Origin of the sequence: Streptomyces sp. NPDC058534, assembly GCF_042717365.1 — a bacterium.
Lineage (GTDB): Bacteria > Actinomycetota > Actinomycetes > Streptomycetales > Streptomycetaceae > Streptomyces.
Genome location: NZ_JBHXNW010000006.1, coordinates 162619 through 183387 on the forward strand (window position 1 = coordinate 162619; position 20769 = coordinate 183387).

The 20769-nt window shown below is 74.4% G+C and carries 15 protein-coding genes; 8 read left to right on the top strand and 7 right to left on the bottom strand.

Features of this window, described 5'->3' with window-relative positions:
• Positions 1–13: 13 nt before the first annotated feature.
• Positions 14–2956: a CHAT domain-containing protein gene (locus ACFWR9_RS05560; RefSeq protein ID WP_383835968.1), complete on the bottom strand. Its 2943-nt coding sequence runs from the start codon at positions 2954–2956 to the stop codon at positions 14–16.
• Between the two features lie 200 nt (positions 2957–3156).
• On the opposite strand from ACFWR9_RS05560, the gene ACFWR9_RS05565 reads away from it, so the two are divergent.
• The 3 genes from ACFWR9_RS05565 to ACFWR9_RS05575 all read left to right on the top strand — a co-directional run bounded on the left by ACFWR9_RS05565 (position 3157) and on the right by ACFWR9_RS05575 (position 5755).
• Complete coding sequence (locus tag ACFWR9_RS05565) at positions 3157–4590, top strand: S8/S53 family peptidase (protein WP_383835911.1); 1434 nt, start codon at positions 3157–3159, stop codon at positions 4588–4590.
• Between the two features lie 71 nt (positions 4591–4661).
• Positions 4662–5237: an RNA polymerase sigma factor gene (locus tag ACFWR9_RS05570; RefSeq protein ID WP_383835914.1), complete on the top strand. Its 576-nt coding sequence runs from the start codon at positions 4662–4664 to the stop codon at positions 5235–5237.
• Complete coding sequence (locus ACFWR9_RS05575; RefSeq protein WP_383835917.1) at positions 5234–5755, top strand: hypothetical protein; 522 nt, start codon at positions 5234–5236, stop codon at positions 5753–5755. The genes ACFWR9_RS05570 and ACFWR9_RS05575 overlap by 4 nt, the downstream gene beginning before the upstream one ends.
• A gap of 92 nt (positions 5756–5847) precedes the next feature.
• Here the strand turns inward: ACFWR9_RS05575 and ACFWR9_RS05580 are convergent, their stop codons facing one another.
• From ACFWR9_RS05580 to ACFWR9_RS05600, 5 genes are all read right to left on the bottom strand, one after another.
• The gene (locus ACFWR9_RS05580) at positions 5848–6645 is read right to left on the bottom strand and encodes an N-formylglutamate amidohydrolase (RefSeq protein ID WP_383835920.1); all 798 of its coding nucleotides are present in this window, start codon (positions 6643–6645) and stop codon (positions 5848–5850) included.
• An 84-nt stretch (positions 6646–6729) separates the two neighbouring features.
• Positions 6730–8949 (bottom strand): NADP-dependent isocitrate dehydrogenase, encoded by a 2220-nt coding sequence (locus ACFWR9_RS05585; protein ID WP_383835923.1) that lies wholly within the window; start codon positions 8947–8949, stop codon positions 6730–6732.
• A 37-nt stretch (positions 8950–8986) separates the two neighbouring features.
• Positions 8987–10129: a mechanosensitive ion channel family protein gene (locus ACFWR9_RS05590; protein ID WP_383835926.1), complete on the bottom strand. Its 1143-nt coding sequence runs from the start codon at positions 10127–10129 to the stop codon at positions 8987–8989.
• Between the two features lie 216 nt (positions 10130–10345).
• Positions 10346–11890 carry an amino acid permease gene (locus ACFWR9_RS05595; protein ID WP_383835929.1) on the bottom strand — a complete coding sequence of 515 codons (1545 nt, stop codon included), beginning with the start codon at positions 11888–11890 and terminating at the stop codon, positions 10346–10348.
• A gap of 32 nt (positions 11891–11922) precedes the next feature.
• Complete coding sequence (locus ACFWR9_RS05600; protein WP_383835932.1) at positions 11923–12924, bottom strand: hypothetical protein; 1002 nt, start codon at positions 12922–12924, stop codon at positions 11923–11925.
• Positions 12925–13197: 273 nt separating this feature from the next.
• Between ACFWR9_RS05600 and ACFWR9_RS05605 the strand changes: the two genes are divergently transcribed.
• From ACFWR9_RS05605 to ACFWR9_RS05620, 4 genes are all read left to right on the top strand, one after another.
• Complete coding sequence (locus tag ACFWR9_RS05605) at positions 13198–14637, top strand: FGGY family carbohydrate kinase (protein ID WP_383835935.1); 1440 nt, start codon at positions 13198–13200, stop codon at positions 14635–14637.
• A 152-nt stretch (positions 14638–14789) separates the two neighbouring features.
• Positions 14790–14948, top strand: coding sequence for a hypothetical protein (locus ACFWR9_RS05610; protein WP_383835937.1), 159 nt, complete (start codon positions 14790–14792; stop codon positions 14946–14948).
• 28 nt (positions 14949–14976) lie between these two features.
• Positions 14977–16383, top strand: a complete 1407-nt coding sequence (locus ACFWR9_RS05615; RefSeq protein ID WP_383835941.1) for an FAD-dependent oxidoreductase — start codon at positions 14977–14979, stop codon at positions 16381–16383.
• Positions 16380–17603, top strand: coding sequence for an NAD(P)/FAD-dependent oxidoreductase (locus ACFWR9_RS05620; RefSeq protein WP_383835944.1), 1224 nt, complete (start codon positions 16380–16382; stop codon positions 17601–17603). The genes ACFWR9_RS05615 and ACFWR9_RS05620 overlap by 4 nt, the downstream gene beginning before the upstream one ends.
• 27 nt (positions 17604–17630) lie before the next feature.
• Here the strand turns inward: ACFWR9_RS05620 and ACFWR9_RS05625 are convergent, their stop codons facing one another.
• Positions 17631–18530, bottom strand: coding sequence for a YbhN family protein (locus ACFWR9_RS05625; RefSeq protein ID WP_383835947.1), 900 nt, complete (start codon positions 18528–18530; stop codon positions 17631–17633).
• Between the two features lie 216 nt (positions 18531–18746).
• Here ACFWR9_RS05625 and ACFWR9_RS05630 point away from each other — a divergent pair, with 216 nt between their 5' ends.
• A complete protein-coding gene (locus tag ACFWR9_RS05630) occupies positions 18747–20627 on the top strand; it encodes an ABC transporter ATP-binding protein (protein ID WP_383835950.1) in 1881 nt (626 codons plus the stop codon).
• The last annotated feature ends 142 nt before the right edge of the window (positions 20628–20769 follow it).

Sequence of the window (20769 nt, forward strand, 5' to 3'; positions counted from 1 at the left end):
CGTCGGCCCGGTCTCAGGCCGCCCCGAACGCGGAGAAGGCCCAGCCCGTCGCCTGGTGCACCGCGTCGCCCGGCAGCGCGGCCCGCGCGTCGCGCAGCGCCTCCGCCAGCGACAGACCGGCGTCCAGGCCCTTGTGCAGCGTGAGCATCAGCGGCACCACCGCGGCGTCGTTGACGGGCGCGCTGCACGCCACCACGCCTGCCGTACCCAGCGGCAGCAGTGCGGTGACCAGTCCGAGCAGTTCGTCCGCGCCGACCGACGCGAACCGCGCGGTGTCGCAGCAGGACAGGATGATCCGGTACGGGCTGCGGTCGAGGCGCTCGAAGTCGTGCACGATGAGGGGCCCGTCCGCCATGCGCAGCGACGAGAACAGCGGGCTGTCCGCACGGAAGGTGCCGTGCGCGGCGATGTGCGCCAACGCGGCTCCGTCCAGCTCCCGCAACACCCGCGGCACCCGCGCCGCGTCGCCCTCCAGCACGGTGGGCCGCGGCGCGGCGCGGTCGGGAGGAGCCGACGCGCCACCCGGGACGACGCACCCGCCGACCGGGCCAGGCGTCCCGTCCGTGCGGTCGGGCGTCCCGTCCCTGCGGCCCAGCGTCCCGTCCCTGCGGTCGGACATCCCGTTCCGGCGGCCCAACGCCCCGTCCGCGCCGCCCAACGTCCCGTCCGCGCGGCCGGACACCCCCCGTGGCGGTCCGCTGTACGCGTCGGTGCTGGGCGCGCCCGGCGTCCCCGCGCCCGGCGTCCCCGCGCCCGGAGTCCCCGCGCCCGGAGTCCCCGCGCCCGGCGTCCCCGCGCCCGGAGTCCCCGCGCCCGGCGTGCCCCCGCCCGGAGTCCCCCCACCCGGCGTCCCCGCCGCCCCGTACCGCTCCGCGAGCTCCGGTACCTCCGCGCCGCCGCTCGCCAGGCCCGGGCCGCGGACCAGGACCTGGCGGCCGCCGGGCGGCGGGGCCGTGTCTCTCGCGCGCAGCCAGCTGCTCGCCGACGGCGACACGCTCAGTACCCGCTCGCGCAGCGCGGGCAGCAGGGCCCACGGCACCCGGTGCAGGCGGCCGGGCGGGACCACCACCAACGGGCCGGAGCCGAGGTGGGCCGCGGCGGGGCCGAGCAGCAGCTCCTGGAGGCGCGCGCCCGCCGCCTCCACCAGCGGCAGCCGCGCCTCCGCCCCCGGGTGGGCCAGCCGCCGCAGCCCGGCCTGCACGTGCTCCGCCTCCCGCTCCGCCTCGGCCGACAGCCCGGCCTCGAACCGCCGTACCCGTCCCTGTCCGCACAGCAGTACGTGCACGCGCCCGTCGAGCACGGCCAGTTCCACCAGCCGTACGTCGTCCCCCAGCCGCCGCAGCAGCCGCCCCACGTCGAACCGGTCGCCGTCGCCGGGCACCCCGCCCCGCATGTGCAGGGTGCGGGAACGGATCTCCCGCTCCAGGCGCCGCTGTTCGCGCTCCAGGGCGGGGACGGGCCGGCCGCCGTCCGTGCGGGCCTCCTCTGCGCGGGCGGCGATCTCCCGGAACGCCGTCATGCCGCTCAGCAGCGCGGGATCGGCCGGCGGCCGGGTCGGCGGCGCCGACAGCACCGTCGCCCGCCAGCGCTCGCTCCACACCAGCAGCCGCCGCGGGCCGCCCGAGACCAGACTGGCCTCCTGCGCGAGCGCCGCCAGTTCGGCCCCCTGCGCCGTGGCCCGGGCCCGCAGCTCCGAGGCGCCCAGCGTCATCCGGTGGTCGTCGAGCACGTCCAGGCCCCGCCGGCAGGCCTCCAGCACCCCCCGCGCCGACCCCGCCGCCCGGGCCCGCAGCGCCTGCGCCGCCCAGCCCGTCATCCGCGCCAGCGGCGGCCCGCCGTGCCGGCTGCGCGCGGCGACCGCCAGATGCCGTTCTGCGTCCGCCGTCCAGCCCAGACCGAGCGCGATCCGGCCCGCGAGCAACGACGCCTCCGGAGCGGCCGGCGCCCCGAAGGCCGCCAGCCGCTCGGCCACCGCCGCCGCGTCCGCGACCAGCCGCCCCGACGCGCGCCCCGTGGCGACCCGCGCCTCGAGCAGCACCAGCCGCGCGTGCGTCTCGTACCAGGTGCGCCGCTGCCCGGCGAACAGCCGCACCGCCAGAGCCGCGCGCGCCAGCGAGGTCCGCGGCTCGCCCGCCAGCCGGGCCGCCCGCGCGGCGACCAGCAGCAACTCGGCCCTGCGGGTGGACTGCCCGCCGATCCCGTCCAGCGCGGCCGTCGCCGCGTCCGCCTCGGCCAGCGCCTCCGGGGCGAGCCCCGCCGCCATCAGCACCTCGCAGCGCCGGATGGTGAGCATGAACGTCGGCGTGCCCAGCTTCGCGTACCGCTCCTCCGCCTCGTCCAGCAGCCGCAGCGCCGCCGGCACGTCCCCGGACCGGAACGCCGCCAGCCCCCGGCTCTCCACCGCGTCCGCCTTGTCGTGCTCCTGGCCGGTGGTGTCCCACAGCCGCTCCGCCGCCGTGAAGTCGGCGTCCGCGCGCTCCACCGAACCGAGCGCCAGGTGCACGGTCGCCCGCAGCGTCAGCGCCCGCGCCGTCCAGATCACGTCGTCCGCCTGCCGCAGCACCGGGATCGCCCGCCGCACGTCCTCCAGCGCCTCGCCGTGCCGCCCGAGCACCCACCAGACGTACGCCCGCCGGTACAGCACCCGCGCCCGCGTGTGCCCGGTCCCGCGCGCCACGCCCCGCTCGAACGCGGCCAGCCCGTCCCGCGTGCGCCCGGAATGCACCAACGCGACCCCGAGCGTGGCCAGTACGTCCGCCTCCCGCTCGGGCGAGTCCGCGCGGGAGGCCAGATCCCGGGCGCGCCGCAGATGGGCCAGGGCCAGCCGGGTGTCGCCGAAGTCCCGCTGCCAGATGCCGATCACCTGGTGGGCCACCGAGGCGTGCAGCGGCGACGGATCGGCCGCGAGCAGTTCCTCCGCCCGCGTCAGCGCTTCGTTGGGGGCGGCGAACACCATGGGCAGCAGTTGGAGAACCGAGTCGTTTCCCGCCGTCACCCCACGGATGGTAGTGCTCCGGAACCACACCCCACAGGTTCGAGTCTGTATCAATCGGCCGCCCCGGGACTCTGATTGACGAGCGCGGCCCAGACCGCAGCCAGACCGCAGCCGGACGCGGCCACGACCGCCGTCACCGCCGCCGACGTGGAGGACATGCCATGGCACCACAGCGATTCCACGAGCAGTTCGACCAGATCCAGCGCTCGATGCCCGACATCCCACTGGCGATGGGCCCGGACGACTCCGCCGAGTTCTTGTACGAGAAGGGCGTCGTCCTCGCCCGCGACGGCGACGAGGCCCGCCTCGTCGAGGACACCGTGCGCGACCACTTCACCGCGATGTCCGGGCTCACCTCGGACTCCGTTCGCCGCACGAGCCCCGAGACGAACCGCACCGGCATCACCCGCATCCGGGTCGGCGAGCCGGACGAGGGCGACCGCGGCAACGACTCCACCGTCGCCCACGCCCTGCGCTCCCTGCGGACGGTGGAGGGCCGCGCGGGCCGCCGGCTGATCAGCCGCAACCACGTCGTCTCCATCGCCGTCAACGCCTGCCCCGGCGACGAACCCGTACCGGTCCCGGTCAGCGAGCCGCCGAACCCGGCCGCCGCCGGGACGCCGTACGACGAGGGGACCGCCGTGGGCGTCCTCGTCATCGACACCGGCCTCATGAACGACTACCGCTCCTACCCGCTGCTGGCCCACACCGACGGCGACGCCCAGCTCAAGGAGTGCGACGACGACGGCGTCCTGCTGCAGTACGTCGGCCACGGCACCTTCATCGCCGGACTCGTCGCCGCCGTCGCCCCCAACACCGACGTGACCGTCCTGGGCACCCTCAACGACGCCGGCGCCATCCTGGAGTCCGAGCTGGGCGAGAAGCTCTTCGAGGCCGTCGACCGCGGCGGCTGGCCCGAGGTCCTCAGCCTCTCCGCCGGCACCTCCAACGGCCGCGTCGACGGCCTGCTCGGCGTGCACGCCTTCATGGAGGAACTGCGCGACCAGCGCACCCTGCTCGTCGCCGCCGCCGGCAACAACGCCAGCGCCACGCCCTTCTGGCCCGCCGCCTACGCCGACCTGCCCGGCTGGGAGAACTCGGTGCTGTCGGTCGGCGCGCTGCGCTCCGACGGCGAGTTCGGCGCCTGCTTCAGCAACCACGGCGGCTGGGTCAAGGTGTACGCCCCGGGCGAGCGCCTCACCAGCGCGCTGACCGGCTTCGGGACCCCGGTGCCGTACGTCTACCAGCACTCCACCTACGACGCCTGCCGGTTCGGTTTCGGCTACCCCTGCACCTGCCAGTACCCCCGGCACAACGGGGTGCTGAGCGAGCCGGGCGAGGCGCCCGCAAAGCCGGACCAGGTGATGTTCGAGGGACACGCGCAGTGGAGCGGCACCTCGTTCGCCACCCCGGTGGTCGCGGGTCTCGTCGCCGACCACATGACCGCCCACAAGGAGACCGACCCGCGCGCGGCCCGGACGCAGCTCCTCGCGGCCAACACCGAGTACGCGGAGGTGCGGGGAGCGCATGTCCCCGCGCTGCTGCCGCCCACCTGGCACCCGGTCACCGTCGACCCGTCGGCCGGCGGGTCGTGAGCATCCTGACGGCGGCCGGAAGCACTCGCTCCACGGCGTACGATGACGTGTCGTACACGAGGGGTGGGACCGTGGACCGTGCACATGTCGGGGCGCTCGTCCAGTCGGCCGCCGACGGGGACGCGGCGGCCTGGAAGTCACTGGTGGACGGGCTCGGCCCGCTGGTGTGGTCCGTCGTGCGGGCGCACGGGCTGTCCGACGCCGACGCGCACGAGGTGTACCAGACCGCCTGGTTCCGGTTCGCCCAGCACCTGGGGCGGATCCGCGAACCGGAGAAGACCGGCTCCTGGCTGGCGAGCACGGCACGCCACGAGTGCCTGAAGCTGCTGCGGGCCTCGAAGCGGTGGACGCCGACCGACGATCCGCAGCTGCTCGACCGGCCGAGCGAGGACCGTACGCCGGAGGAGTCGGTGCTCGACTCCGAGGAGGCCGCCGCGCAGACCGAGCGGGTGCGCCGGCTGTGGCAGGAGTTCGAGGAACTGGGCGAGCGGTGCCGCCAGTTGCTGCGGGTGCTGATCGCCTCGCCGCCGCCCAGCTATCAGGAGGTGTCCGCCGCGCTGGGGATCGCGGTGGGCAGCATCGGACCCACGCGCCAGCGCTGTCTGCGCCGGCTGCGGGCCCGGCTGGAGACACGGGGGACGGCATGAGCGACCGGCACGACGACTTCGACGGGCTCGACGGCTTCGACGAGCCCCGCGACGGACTTCCCGAGGGCGCGTTCGCGGACGGCGACCCGGACGACGCTCTCCTGGAGGAGGAGCTGCGGCAGGCCGCCGCGATCCTGGACCCGGTTCCGGCCGGCCTGCGCCAGGTCGCCGTCGACGCCTTCGCGCTGCACGACCTCGACGCCCGCGTCGCCGAGCTGACCTTCGACTCGCTGGTCGACGCCATCCCGGTCCGGGGGGAGACGGACCCGCCGCGGATGCTGACCTTCCGCAGCGACGGGGTGACCGTCGACGTCGAGGTCACCGCGGACGGTCTGATCGGCCAGGTGCTGCCGCCGGGCCCGGCCGGGATCGAGGTGCTGAGCGGCCCGCGGGCGCACGCCCGGCTGACCGCCGACGACATGGGCCGGTTCACCGGCGACGCCCCGCCCGCGGGCCCGTTCGCGCTGCGGCTGCGGACCGGCGGCGAGGTGGTCGTGACGGAGTGGCTGCGCGCCTGACCCGGCGGCGGCCGAACGGTACCGGCACTGCGCCTACCAGGCGCAGCGCCGCTGTCCGGCGTGAGTACTCCAGCCGGTGGGCGGGCCGGCGGTCAGACCGACACGGCGTCCACCAGTGCCGCGAGTGACTTCGCGAGGCGGGGCAGGCCGGGGCCGGCCGGGCCGCCGGGCTCGGTCATGTAGGTGTCCCGGCGGATCTCCACCATCAGCGCGCGGACCTCGTGCCGCTTCCCGTAGAAGTCCAGCGGTACGTACGTTCCGCCGAAGGGGCTGTCCAGGCCCGTCTCCCCGCACGGTTCGAACGCCGACCGGGCCGCCGCGAGCAGCCCGGGCGGGGTGTGGAAGGAGTCGGTGCCGAGGCAGACCGCCGGGCGCGGGCCCTCGCCGTGCAGCTCGTAGGGCAGCGGCTCGGTGGGGTAGGAGTGCACGTCGATGATGACGGCCCGCCCGGTGACCGCGAGCCGGTCGGCGACCGCCTCGGTCATCGCTCGCGCGTACGGCCGGAAGTACCGTTCGACCAGCGGCCCGGGGTCGGTGCCGGCGGCCCGCAGCACCTCGCGGTGCGACGTCCGCGTGTACACGGCGCCCATCCCGACGGCCGCCATCTCCTCCCGTTCGTCCGGGAACCGCTCCGGGTCGACGACCAGCCGCGACGCCCGGTTCACGAACCGCCAGGGCGCGAGGCCGGCCAGCCCGGCGGCCCGCTCGGCGATCTCGGCCGTGTGCGCGTCGGTCATGTGGTCCAGCTCCCGCTCCAGCGCGGCGTCCGTGAGCACGATGCCGGAACGGACGTCGGCGGGAATCTCGCGGGAGGAGTGCGGCACGTGCAGGATCACGGGGGAGTGCGGCGCGCCGGGCAGCAGCTCGAAGGCGGGCGGGGTGTCGGTCATGGGGCGGCTCCGGAGGTTCGGACGGCACAGACGGGCACCCCGCCTCCGAGGGACGGAGACGGGGTGCCGAGGGACGGATGAGGATCAGGCGAGGGACGCCAGCGCCTCGTTCCAGGTGGCCGACGGGCGCATGATCTCGGCGGCCTTGGCCGGGTCGGGCTGGTAGTAGCCGCCGATCTCGGCGGGCTTGCCCTGGACGGCGTTCAGCTCGTCGACGATCTTCTGCTCGGCGGCGGTGAGCGTCTCGGCGAGCGGGGCGAAGGCCTTGGCCAGGTCCGCGTCGTCGGTCTGCTTGGCCAGCTCCTGCGCCCAGTACAGGGACAGGAAGAAGTGGCTGCCGCGGTTGTCGATGCCGCCGACGCGACGGGTCGGGGACTTGTCCTCGTTGAGGAAGGTCGCCGTGGCGCGGTCGAGGGCGTCGGCGAGGACCCGGGCCTTGGTGTTGCCGGTGGCCTCGGCGTACTGCTCCAGGGACGGCACCAGGGCGAAGAACTCGCCGAGGGAGTCCCAGCGCAGGTAGTCCTCCCTGACCAGCTGCTGCACGTGCTTCGGGGCGGAGCCGCCGGCGCCGGTCTCGAAGAGGCCGCCGCCCGCCATCAGAGGGACCACCGACAGCATCTTGGCGCTGGTGCCCAGCTCCAGGATCGGGAAGAGGTCGGTCAGGTAGTCGCGCAGCACGTTGCCGGTGACCGAGATGGTGTTCTCGCCGCGGCGGATGCGCTCCACCGACAGCTTGGTCGCGTCGACCGGGGACAGGATCTTGATGTCCAGGCCCTCGGTGTCGTGCTCCGTCAGGTACTGCTCGACCTTGGCGATCAGGTTGGCGTCGTGGGCGCGGCCCTCGTCCAGCCAGAAGACGGCCGGGTCGCCGGTGGCACGGGCGCGGGTGACGGCCAGCTTGACCCAGTCACGGATCGGGGCGTCCTTGGTCTGGCAGGCGCGGAAGATGTCGCCGGCGGAGACCGTCTGCTCCAGGACGGCGTTGCCGTCGGCGTCGACCAGGCGGACCGTGCCCGTGGTGGGGATCTCGAAGGTCTTGTCGTGGCTGCCGTACTCCTCGGCCTTCTGCGCCATGAGGCCGACGTTCGGGACCGAGCCCATGGTCGACGGGTCGTAGGCGCCGTTGGCGCGGCAGTCGTCGAGGACGGCCTGGTACACGCCGGCGTAGGAGGAGTCCGGGATGACGGCGAGGGCGTCGTGCTCCTGGCCGTCCGCGCCCCACATGTGGCCGGAGGTGCGGATCATGGCCGGCATGGAGGCGTCGATGATGACGTCCGAGGGCACGTGCAGGTTGGTGATGCCCTTGTCGGAGTCGACCATGGCCAGCTCCGGGCCCTCGGCCAGCTCCGCGTCGAAGGAGGCCTTGATCTCGGCGCCCTCGGGCAGCGACTCCAGGCCCTTGTACATGCCGCCGAGGCCGTCGTTCGGGGTGAGGCCGGCCGCGGCGAGCTTGTCGGCGTACTTCGCGAAGGTCTTCGGGAAGAAGGCGCGGACCACGTGGCCGAAGATGATCGGGTCGGAGACCTTCATCATCGTGGCCTTGAGGTGCACGGAGTACAGGACGCCCTCGGACTTGGCGCGGGCGACCTGCGCGGTCAGGAACTCGCGCAGCGCGGCGACGCGCAGCACGGAGGCGTCGACGACCTCGTCCTTCTTCACGGGTACCGACTCGCGCAGCACCGTGGTGGTGCCGTCGTCGCCGACCAGCTCGATCCGCAGCGCGCCGTCCTCGGCGATCACCACGGACTTCTCGGTGGAGCGGAAGTCGTTCTCGCCCATGGTCGCGACGTTGGTCCCGGAGTCGCCGGTCCAGGCGCCCATGCGGTGCGGGTGGGTCTTGGCGTAGTTCTTCACCGAGGCCGGCGCGCGGCGGTCGGAGTTGCCCTCGCGCAGGACCGGGTTGACCGCGGAGCCCTTGACCTTGTCGTAGCGGGCGCGGATGTCGCGCTCCTCGTCGGTCTTCGGGTCGTCCGGGTAGGCCGGCAGCGCGTAGCCCTGGCCCTGCAGCTCGGCGATCGCGGCCTTGAGCTGCGGGATGGACGCCGAGATGTTCGGCAGCTTGATGATGTTGGCGGCGGGCGTCTTGGCCAGCTCACCGAGTTCCGCGAGGGCGTCCGGGATGCGCTGGTCCTCGGCCAGGTACTCCGGGAAGACGGAGATGATGCGGCCGGCCAGCGAGATGTCGCGGGTCTCGACGGCGACACCCGCCTGCGAGGCGTACCCCCGGATCACCGGCAGGAACGAATACGTCGCCAGGGCCGGGGCCTCGTCAGTGTGTGTGTAGATGATGGTCGAGTCAGTCACCGGGTGCTCCGCTCCACGTCTGCAACATTGCTCGACATCAAGATATCTCGTGCTCGGCGTCGACTCGACTGGGGTTCGACGGGAGATTCCGGACGAATCCGGCGTGCGGGGCGTCGTCGGGCTCTCCCGTCCGCTGCTGCGGGAACACCACGGCCCCCTGCTGGAGCGCGACCGTCCGGGCGGGCGACGGAATGCGGATGCCCTCCGTGCGGTAGCGCCGGTGCAGGCGCTTGATGAACTCGTGCTTGATCCGGTACTGGTCGCTGAACTCGCCGACGCCGAGGATCACCGTCATGCCGATCCGTGAGTCGCCGAACGTGTGAAAACGCACCGCGGGCTCGTGCTCGGGCACCGCGCCGGTGATCTCGGCCATCACCTCGGCGACCACCTCGATCGTCACCCGCTCCACGTGTTCCAGGTCACTGTCGTAGGAGACACCGACCTGGACCAGGATGGTCAGCTGCTGCTCGGGCCGCATGAAGTTGGTCATGTTGGACTGCGCGAGCTGGCCGTTCGGGATCACGACCAGGTTGTTGGACAGGTCGCGGACGGTGGTCTGCCGCCAGTTGATGTCCTCGACATAGCCCTCCTCGCCGCTGCTGAGCTGGATGTAGTCACCCGGCTGCACGGTCTTCGAGGCCAGGATGTGGATGCCCGCGAAGAGATTGGCCAGCGTGTCCTGGAGGGCCAGGGCGACCGCCAGGCCGCCGACGCCCATGGCGGTGAGCAGCGGCGCGATGGAGACGCCCAGCGTCTGCAGCATCACCAGGAAGCCGATGGCCAGCACCAGGATCCGGGTGATGTTGACGAAGATCGTGGCCGACCCGGCGACCCCGGAACGGGACGTCGTCACCGACCGCACCAGACCGGCGACCAGCCGGGCCGACGTCACCGTCGCCACGAAGATCAGCAGGACCGTCAGCACCTGGTTGACGTTGTGCTGCACCGCCCGCGTCAGCGGGAGCGCCGCCGCCGCACCGGCCGCACCGGCCGAGACCGCCGCCCAGGGCGCCATCGTGCGCAGCGCGGCCACGATGACGTCGTCGCCGCTCCAGCGGGTGCGCCCCGCGTGGCCGGCCAGCCAGCGCAGCAGCATCCGCAGCAGGAACGCCCCCAGCAGGCCCGACCCCAGCGCGATGCCCGCGGGCACCAGGTGGTCCATGGTCAGGTCGTCGGTCACCGGCCACCTCCACGGGGCTCGGCCGCGGCGAAGTTCCCCGCCGACGGCCGGATGTGCGCTCTCGTCACTTCGTCACCTGCTCGATTGCTCGATGGCTACTGGATTCCGGGCTGTGCGCTCGCCCCGGTCCGCAAGGCAGTTCGACCGGCGCGAGGGCTCATCCTGCCGTATCCCGAGCGGTGTTCCGTACCGCGCCGAGGGGCGGGGAGAGGCGTTTCAGACGATTCCCTCGGCGAGTTCCGCCTGCTCACGGTCGTCGCCGTACGCCGCGGTCGTCGGAGTGCCGTACGACCGACGGGCGACGAACCACCACACCGTGGCCAAAACCAGTACGACGACCAGGGCAACGGCCGCGTAGTTCATCGTGTCGACCGTCACCGGCGACGACTGGGGGAGGCAGAACAGCACGGTGACGAACGCCACCCACACCACCGCGACCCAGCCGACCGGCCTGCTCCACCGGCCCAGGTTCCACGGCCCCGGCGTGAACCGGTCGCCCGCCCGCAGTCGCAGCAGCACCGGGATGGCGTACGCCGGGGTGATGCCGATGACGTTGATCGCGGTCACCGCGCCGTACGCCGTCGCCGAGTACAGGGACGGCACGGCCAGCAGACCGGCCACCACCACCGACAGCCACACCGCGGCCACCGGGGTCTGGGTGCGGGCGGAGACCTTGCGCCACAGGGCCGAGCCGGGCAGCGCGCCGTCCCGGCTGAACGCGAACACCATGCGGCTGGCGGCGGCCACCTCGGCGTTGCCGCAGAACAACTGCGCGACGATCACCAGGAGCAGCAGCGCGCTCGCGCCGTCCGTGCCCAGGCCGTCGAGGAGGATCTGCGCGGGCGGCACCCCGGTCGCGGTGTCGCGGGTGGCGTCGTAGTCCTGGATGGCGAAGGTCAGACCCGCCAGCAGCACGAAGCCCGCCAGCCACGACACCCAGATGGCCCGCACGATGCCGCGCGCCGCCGACACCGAGGCGTTCGACGTCTCCTCGGACAGGTGGGCGGAGGCGTCGTAGCCGGAGAACGTGTACTGCGCCAGCAGCAGACCGATCGCCGCCACGTACAGCGGGTTCTCCCAGCCGGTGTCGTTGACGAACTCGGTGAAGACGAAGGACGGCGACTGGTGGTGGTCGGGGACGATCACCAGGGCGCCGACGATGAGCGCCACACCGGCCAGGTGCCACCACACGCTGATCGAGTTGAGGACACTGACCAGCCGCACGCCGAAGAGGTTGAGGGTGGCGTGCAGCATCAGGATCACGACGAAGATCAGCATCGTCTTCTCCGGCGTCGGCTCGAAGCCCCACTGGAGGTTCAGGAACGCGCCCGTGAACAGCGCGGCCCCGTAGTCGATCCCGGCGATCGCGCCGAGCAGCCCCAGCAGGTTCAGCCAGCCCGTGTACCAGCCCCAGCGGCGTCCGCCGAGCCGGTCGGCCATGTAGTACAGCGCGCCGGACGTCGGATACGCGCTGGTGACCTCGGCCAGCGCCATCCCGACGCACAGCACGAACAGGCCGACGCCCGCCCAGCCCCACAGCATCACGGCGGGGCCGCCGGTGCCCATGCCGAAGCCGTACAGGGTCATGCAGCCGGACAGGATCGAGATCACCGAGAAGCTGATCGCGAAGTTGCCGAAGCCGCCCATGCGGCGGGCCAGCACCGGCCGGTAGCCGAGTTCGCGCAGGCGCTGTTCCTCGTCGGTCGCGGCGCCGGACCCGGCGCGCGGCCCCGGGACGGGTGGTTCAGAGGGGCGGGACATACGAAACCTCCGGAACGGAAGGGTGTGGGGGGTCAGGGGCGCCGGCCACCGCCGTGGGCGGCCGAGCGGCTGCGCGTCCGGGCCTGGAGGAAGACCTCCACCGCCCGCTGGGAAGGGCCGGTCCCCGGGGCCCGGCAGGCCCAGGGCTGCGGCGTCCAGTACGGGCCGAGCGCGTCGAACACCCGGTCCGCCTCCGAGAACCGCAGGGCGCCCCACAGGGCGTGCGCCAGGTGGTTCATGTCCAGCTGGGACCGCTCGTCGTGGGGGGCGAGGGCGAACCAGGAGTGGTACGCCTGCCGCGCCTCCCGGGTGGCGTCCTCCGCCACCCAGTGCAGGTCGAGGGCGGCCTCCCGCGCGCCCGAACGCCGGTAGCGCTCCACCCGCACGTACAGCGGCAGCACATGCAGCGCGGAGCCCGGCGGCGCCGACCCCGCCGCCCACTGCGCGAACCCCGCCGCCTGCGCCAGCCGTTCGGAGCCGCCCCGCGGATACAGGAACTGGAGCATGCGGTGGTGCGCCTCGCGGTTGTACGGGTCCCGCTTGCCGGCCTGCGCGAGCAGCCCCCACGGCCCCGCCGGCAGCATCGGCTCCGGCGGCGCCATCCGGTGCTCGTCCCAGCGCTGCTCCTCGTCCAGCCGGGCCAGCGCCAGCAGGCACACCCACGGCACCGGGTCGTACGGCGCCGAACGGGCCGCCGCGTCGCAGGCGTGCCAGGCCTGGAGCCACAGTTCGCGCGTGCGGGGGTGGTCCTCGCGGTGCGCTCGCAGCGCGCGCTCCACGACGACCCGGGCGTGCATCACCGCGGCCGGCACGCTGTGCGGCTCCTCCGCGAGCCAGGCCCGCACCACGTCGGTACCGGCGGCGGACGCGGCCAGCACCTGGGTGCGCTGCGTCCACCGCGACCAGGACGTGGTCTGTTCGAGCAGGGCGCGCATCGACATCCAGCGTCCGGCCCGCAGCTCCTGGAGGGCGGAGCGCAGTCCGGTGTCGTGGCCGGCGGGGTCGTAGGCGGGCTGTGCTCCGTCCCTGGCCATCAGGCGCCCGCTGCCGGGAGTGGTACGGGCGGGACGGCAGCGTGGCGTGACAAACAGCCCTCCCCTGGGCGGCGGTGAAGCGGTCGTGCGGTCGGCGGACACTATAGAGGCGGAGGTTCCGCCTCTGTTCAGTTTCGGCACAGCCGTGCAAATCCGCTCCCACCAGGGCGAACTGACTAGCAATCAGCCGCTCTTGACGCGGTCCGCGCCCGGCGGCAGGCTGGCCCGCAGTGATCGCCGAGACCGTCGGCGGGGGAGGCGGAAAGGGACGCGATGACCGGTGCGGTGCTCGCCGTCGACCAGGGCACGTCCGGCACCAAGGCCCTGGTGATCTGCCCCGAACGCGGCGTCGTCGGCACCGGCTTCGCCGAGGTCAGCCCCCGCTACCTGCCGGGCGGCCTGGTTGAGGTGGATCCGGAGGAGCTGTACGGCTCGGTGGTCGACGCCGGCCATCAGGCCCTCGCCGAGGCGGGGCAGCCCGTCACCGCGCTGGGCCTCGCCAACCAGGGCGAGACGGTACTCGCCTGGGACCCGGACACCGGCCGCCCCCTCACCCGCGCCCTGGTCTGGCAGGACCGCCGGGCCGAGCCGATCTGCACCGAACTCTCACCCCGGGCCGAGGAGTTGCGCCACCTGACCGGCCTGCCGCTCGACCCGTACTTCGCCGCGCCGAAAATGGCCTGGATCCGACGGCACCTCACCCGCGACGGCCGGATCTCCACGTCCGACAGCTGGCTGATCCACCGGCTCACCGGCGCCCACGTCACCGACGCCGCGACCGCCTCCCGCACCCAGCTCCTCGACCTCGACCGCGCCGACTGGTCGCCCCGCGCCCTGGAGCTGTACGGCCTGTCCGACGAGCCGTTTCCGGACGTCGTCGACAACGCCGCCCCGGTCGGCACGACCAACGCCTTCGGGCCCGAACTCCCGCTCACCGGCCTCGCCGTCGACCAGCAGGCGGCCCTGCTCGCCCAGCGCGTCACCGAGCCCGGCACCGCCAAGTGCACCTACGGAACCGGCGCGTTCCTCCTCGCCCACACCGGCGACACCCCGCGACGGGGCGCCTCGGGCCTGGCCGGCTGCGTCGCCTGGCGGCTGGGCGGACGCACCGAGTACTGCCTGGACGGACAGGTGTACACGGCCGCCTCCGCCGTGCGCTGGCTCACCGGCCTCGGCGTCATCACCGGCGCCGCCGACCTCGACCCCGTCGGCGCCGGCGTGCCGGACAGCGGCGGCGTCACCTTCGTCCCGGCGCTGGCCGGCCTCGCCGCCCCCTGGTGGCGCGGCGATCTGCGCGGCTCGCTCACCGGTCTCGGCCTGGACACCACCCCCGGCCACCTGGTGCGCGCCCTGTGCGAGGGAATCGCCGCCCAGGTCGCCGAACTCGCCGACGCGGCGGCCGGCGACCTCGGCACCCCCCTGACGGTGCTGCGCGTCGACGGGGGACTCACCCGCTCGGCGCTCCTCATGCAGACCCAGGCCGACCTGCTGCAACGCCCCGTGGAGGTGTCCGCCCTGCCGGACGCCACCGCGCTCGGCGTGGGCGCACTGGCCCGCCTCGGCGCGGACCCGACCCTGACCGCCGCCGCCGCCCTGCCCGCCACCGGCCCGACCACCGTCTACGAGCCCCGCGTCACCCCCGACGAGGCCGCGTCCCGCCGCGCCTGCTTCCGCACGGCCGTCGACGCGTTGCTCGCCGGGGGTTCGGCGTGAGGGGCGCCGGCTGCTCCTGGGGGTGGGTGCCGGGGGCGGGGGTGCGCGGGGGAGGGGCCTGCGGGTTCGTCCGCGTCGCCACCGGCGGGGGTTGCGTCCCGCCGGGCCGGCTTCCGCAGGGCGGTCGGCATGCTGCTCGCCGGGGGCCTGGCGTGACGGGCGCCGACGTCTCCTGGGGGTGGGTGCTTGGGGCGGGGGTGCGCCGGGGAGGGGCCTGCGGGCTCGTGCGCGTCACCATCGACGGGGCCGCGTCCAGCCGCGCCCGCTTCCGCACGGCCGTCGGCATGCTGCTCGCCGGGGGCCCCGCGTGACGGGCTCCCGCACCGGACGGAGCCCCGCATGACGACCGTCACTGCCTCCGGCACCCTGCCCGGGGACCCGTACGACGTGGTGATCGTCGGTGCCGGAGTGGTCGGGTGCGCGATCGCCCGCCGGCTCGCGCACCACCCGGCGCTGCGCGTCGCCCTCGTCGAGGCGCGGGACGACGTCGGAGAGGGCACCTCCAAGGCCAACACCGCCATCCTGCACACCGGCTTCGACGCCGTGCCCGGCTCACTGGAGGCCCGGCTGGTGCGGACCGGCTCCCGTGAACTCGCCGCGTACGCCGCCGAGTCCGGCATCCCCGTCGAACCCGTGGGCGCGCTGCTCGTCGCCTGGGACGAGGAACAGCTCGCCGCCCTGCCCCGGCTCGCCGAGAAGGCCGCGCGCAACGAGTACCACGACACCCGCGTCCTCGCCCCCGCCGGCCTCTACGCCCGCGAACCCCACCTCGGCCCCGGCGCGCTCGGCGCCCTGCACGTGCCCGGCGAGAGCGTCGTCTGCCCCTGGACGACGACCCTGGCGTACGCCACCCAGGCGGTCCGGGCCGGCGTCGACCTGCACCTCGACGCGCCCGTCGAACACGCCGGTCACCACGACGGCGTGCACCACCTGGCCACCCCGCGCGGCACCGTGCGCGCCCGCCGGCTGGTCAACGCGGCCGGACTGCACGCCGACACCCTCGACCGGAGTCTCGGCCACGACGACTTCACCGTCACCCCGCGCCGGGGCCAGCTCATCGTCCACGACACGTTCGCCCGCGCCCTCGTCCGGCACATCCTCCTGCCCGTCCCCACCGCGCTCGGCAAGGGCGTCCTGGTCGCCCCCACCGTGCACGGCAACGTCCTGCTCGGCCCCACCGCCGAGGACCTCGACGACAAGGGCGCCACCGAGTCCACCGCCGAAGGACTGCGCGCGCTGCGCGAACAGGGCCGCCGGATCCTCCCCGCGCTGCTGGAGGAGGAGGTCACCGCCGTTTACGCCGGCCTGCGCGCCGCCACCGAGCACGACGACTACCGGATCACCGCCCACCCCGGCCAGGGCTACGTCACCGTCGGCGGCATCCGCTCCACCGGCCTCACCGCCTCCCTCGCCATCGCCGCGCACGTCACCGGCCTGCTCGCCGGCACCGGGCTCGACCTCGGCCCGGAGCACCCGCCGGAGCCGGTCCGCATGCCCGCCCTCGGCGAGACCTGCCCGCGTCCCCACGAGCGGCCGGACCTGGTCGCCGCCGACCCGGAGTACGGCGTCCTCGTCTGCCACTGCGAGCGCGTCTCCCGCGGCGAGATCCGCGACGCCCTCGCCAGTACGATCCCGCCCCGCGGCCTCGACGGACTGCGCCGCCGCACCCGCGCCCGGGCGGGCCGCTGCCAGGGCTTCTACTGCGGGGCCGCGGTCCGGGACTTGTTCGAGGAGGCACGGCGATGACTCGTGAGGTCGACGTCCTGGTGGTGGGGGCGGGCCCCGCCGGACTCGTGGCCGCGACCCAGCTCGCGATGACCGGCGCCCGCGTCGAGGTCCTGGAGCGGGAGCGGTGGGCCGGGGGAGCGCCGGTCCACTGCGCGCACCGCGGCTTCGGCACCTGGCCGCACACGCAGACCGGCCCCGCCCACGCCCGGCTGCTCGCCGACGCGGCGATTCGCGCGGGGGCGGACGTACGGACCAGCGTCACCGCCCTCGACTGGGCGGGCCCCCGCACCCTCGCCACCGTCGGACCCCGGGGCGCCGAGACCATCTCCGCCCGCGCCGTCCTCCTCGCCACCGGCGCCCGCGAACGCCCCCGCCCAGCCCGCCTCGTCCCCGGCACCCGCCCCGCCGGCGTGTACACCACCGGCGAACTCCAGCGGGCCGTCCACCGCTACGGGCAGCACATCGGCGACCGCGCGGTGATCGTCGGCGCGGAGGCCGTCTCGCACGCCGCCTCCGACACCGTACGGGCCGCCGGAGCCGAGGTCGTGGCCCTGGTCACGGACCTGCCCCGGGCCCCGGCCCGCCCCACGCTGACCCTGAACACCCGGCTGCGGCACCGCACTCCGGTCCTCACCGGCACCACGGTCACCGAACTCCTCGGCCACGGACGCCTGTCGGGCGTGCGCGTCCGCCACCGCGACGGCCGTACGGCCACGCTCCGCTGCGACACCGTCGTGTTCACCGGCGACTTCGTCCCCGAGCACGAACTCGCCCGGCGCGGCGCGCTGACCCTGGACCCCGGCACCCGCGGCCCCGCAGTCGACGGCGCCCTGCGGACCACCCGGCCCGGTGTCTTCGCGGCCGGCAGCGTCCTGCACGCCGTCGAGAGCGCCGCCACCGCGGCCCGCGACGGCGCCCACGCCGCGACGGCCGTACACCACCGGCTCACCACGGGCGCACCGGACGACCGGCCCGCCGGCGTCCCCCTCCTCGCCGGACCGCCCCTGCTCCGCGTCACCCCGAACCGCGTCACCCCCGCCGACCGCCTCCCGTACATCCTGCGCACCGCGATCCCACTGACCCGCCCCGTCCTGTACGTCACCCAGGACGGCCGCCCGCTGCACCGCGCACGCCTTCCGCTCACCACCGCCGTCCCGCACCGCCCGCTCACGCTCACGGCCCGCTGGACGCACCGGGTCGACCCCGGCGGCGGCCCGGTGCGCGTCACCGTCGCCTGACCGGCACCCGGAGCGCCCCGGCTGCCCTCAGATCGCCCTCATCCGCACCAGCGCGGCCAGCGTCAGGGCCCCCGGCAGCAGCGGCAGCCAGACGGTCAGGAGCCGGAACGCCAGCACCACCGCCGTGGCCACCGCCGCCGGACCGCCCGCCGCCACCAGCGCCACGACCAGCGCCGCCTCGACCGAGCCGATGCCGCCCGGCGTCGGCACCAGCGCCACCGCGACGGTCGCCGCCAGGTACGCCACCGCCATGTGCGCGACCGGCACCGGCAGCCCCAGCGACAGTCCCACCAGGACCAGCGCGGACGCCTGCAGGGCGGGGAACGCGAGCGCGCCGCCCCACAGCGCCACCGCCCGCGCCGGCAGACGGTGCACCGAGCGGGCCTCACCGAGCGCCGTCCGCAGGAACGAGGCCACCGCCCCGCGCAGCCGCGGCACCAGCACGAGCACCCCCGCCGCCACCACCGGCACCGCGCCCGCGACCACCAGCAGCGGCCCCACCGCGCCCTCGGGCAGCAGCGTGCCGAGCCGCAGCGCGTCGGGGAACGCGATGAACAGCGCGCCCAGCAGGGCGAGCCGGCCCACGCTCTCCGCCAGCAGGTACAGGGCGAGGGCCGCCGAGGACCGCGCCAGCGGCAGCCCGCACACCGCCATGAACCGCAGGTTGACCGCGCTCGCGCCCAGGCCCGTCGGCAGCAGGTGGTTGGCCGCGCCCGCCGCGAACTGCGTGGCCAGCAGCCGCCGTCGGGGCAGCCGTTCCACCACCGCGCCCTGCCGGGTGCAGGCGGCGGCCACCCAGGTCAGACAGGTCGCGCCGGCCGCCGCGAGCAGCCACGGCCAGCGGGCCGTGGTGAGATGACCGAAGCCCTCGGCGAGCACCGACCGGTGCCGCACCGCGACCACGGTGACCAGCAGCAGCGGAAGCACACACAGGATCCGGCGGACCGGAACCCGGCGCAGAAGTGGCTTCTCAGGAAGCCGTGGGAGTCGTGGGAGTCGTGGGAGTCGTGCCGCTGTCGTCACACCACAAGACATTCCCCCCGTCGCGCCAACTACGGGTGGCCGACGCGCGGACGACGGCTTACGGACCGCGGGCGGCGCCGCCTTGACCTCAAGGTTGCTTGATGTTCTACCGTCCTTCGCATGAGCATGGAGACCACAGCCTGGACCCAACTGCACAGCGTCATGAACGCCGAGCAGGAGCGCCGACCCCTCGCCCGCGCCACGCTGCGCCGCATCGGCGCCTTCGCCCACCCGCACCGCACCCGCATCGTGCGGTTCGTGCTGCTCGGGGTGGTGACCGCACTCCTCGCCGTCGCCACCCCCGTCCTGGCCGGACGCGTCGTGAACGCGATCGTGTCGGGCGGCGACGAGAGCAGGGTCGTACGCCTCGCCCTGCTCATCGCCCTCATCGCGGTCGCCGAGGCGGTGCTGGGCATCCTCTCCCGCAGGATCTCGGCGACGCTCGGGGAGGGGCTCATCCTCGATCTGCGCACGGCCGTGTTCGATCATGTGCAGCGCATGCCGGTCGCGTTCTTCACACGTACTCGTACGGGTGCGCTCGTCTCCCGACTCAACAACGACGTCATCGGCGCCCAGCGCGCCTTCAGCAACACCCTGTCCGGCGTCGTCAGCAACCTCGTCACACTCGTGCTCACCCTCGCCGTGATGCTCACCCTGTCCTGGCAGATCACCCTGCTCGCCCTGGCGCTGCTCCCGGTGTTCGTGCTCCCGGCCCGGCGGATGGGACGCCGTATGGCCCGCATGCAGCGCGAGGCCGCCGCCCTCAACGCCGCGATGGGCACCCGGATGACCGAGCGGTTCTCGGCACCCGGCGCCACGCTGATCAAACTCTTCGGCCGCCCGGAGGACGAGTCCGCCGAGTTCGCCGACCGGGCCCGCCGCGTCGCCGACATCGGGGTGCGCACCGCCACCGCCCAGGCGGCCTTCATCACCGCGCTCACCCTGGTCTCCGCCCTGGCCCTCGCCCTCGTCTACGGCCTCGGCGGCTTCCTCGCCCTGCGCGGCAGCATGGACCCGGGCGCCGTCGTCGCCCTGGCCCTGCTGCTCACCCGCCTCTACGCGCCGCTCACCGCGCTCGCCGGGGCCCGCGTGGAGGTCATGAGCGCCCTCGTCAGCTTCGAGCGGGTCTTCGAGGTGCTCGATCTGACCCCGCTCATCGACGAGAAGCCCGACGCCCGTCCGGTCCCCGACGGCCCGGTCGCCGTCGAGTTCGACGACGTCCGCTTCGGCTACCCGGCCGCCGACAAGGTCTCCCTCGCCTCCCTCGAAGAGGTCGCCTCCCTGGACACCCGCGGCGGCGAAGAGGTCCTCCACGGCCTCTCCTTCCGCGCCGAACCCGGGCAGACCATCGCGCTCGTCGGCTCCTCCGGCGCCGGCAAGTCGACCATCGCCGGACTGCTGCCGCGCCTGTACGACACCGACGGCGGCACCGTGCGCGTCGGCGGCGTCGACGTCCGCGACCTGAGCGCCCGGTCGCTGCGCGACACCGTCGGCATGGTCACCCAGGACGGCCACCTCTTCCACGACACGGTCCGCGCCAACCTGCTGCTGGCCCGACCCGGGGCGAGCGACACCGAACTGTGGGACGCGCTGCACCGCGCCCGTCTCGTCGACCTCGTCCGGTCCCTGCCCGACGGCCTCGACACCGTGGTCGGCGAGCGCGGCTACCGGCTCTCCGGCGGGGAACGCCAGCGCATGACCATCGCCCGGCTGCTGCTGGCCCGCCAGCGCGTCGTCATCCTCGACGAGGCCACCGCCCACCTCGACAACACCTCCGAGGCGGCCGTCCAGGAGGCCCTCACCGAAGCCCTGGCGGACCGGACCGCCCTGGTGATCGCGCACCGGCTGTCCACCGTCCGCGCGGCCGACCGGATCCTGGTGGTCGAGGCGGGCCGCATCGTGGAGAGCGGCACCCACGAGGAACTCCTGGCCGTCGGCGGCCGCTACGCCCAGCTGCACCGCACCCAGTTCGCCCGGCGGACGATGGACAAGGCCGCTTAGGCCCTGTCGTCAAACTCCCGTCTGCCCCGCGACGCCATGCACGCACTCTCGCCGCACGGGGCCCTGACCCAAGTACATCCAGTACGAGGATCAGGGCCCCGCGCGCCGAGAGCACGCACCTGACGCCGCGAGGCCCGCCCTC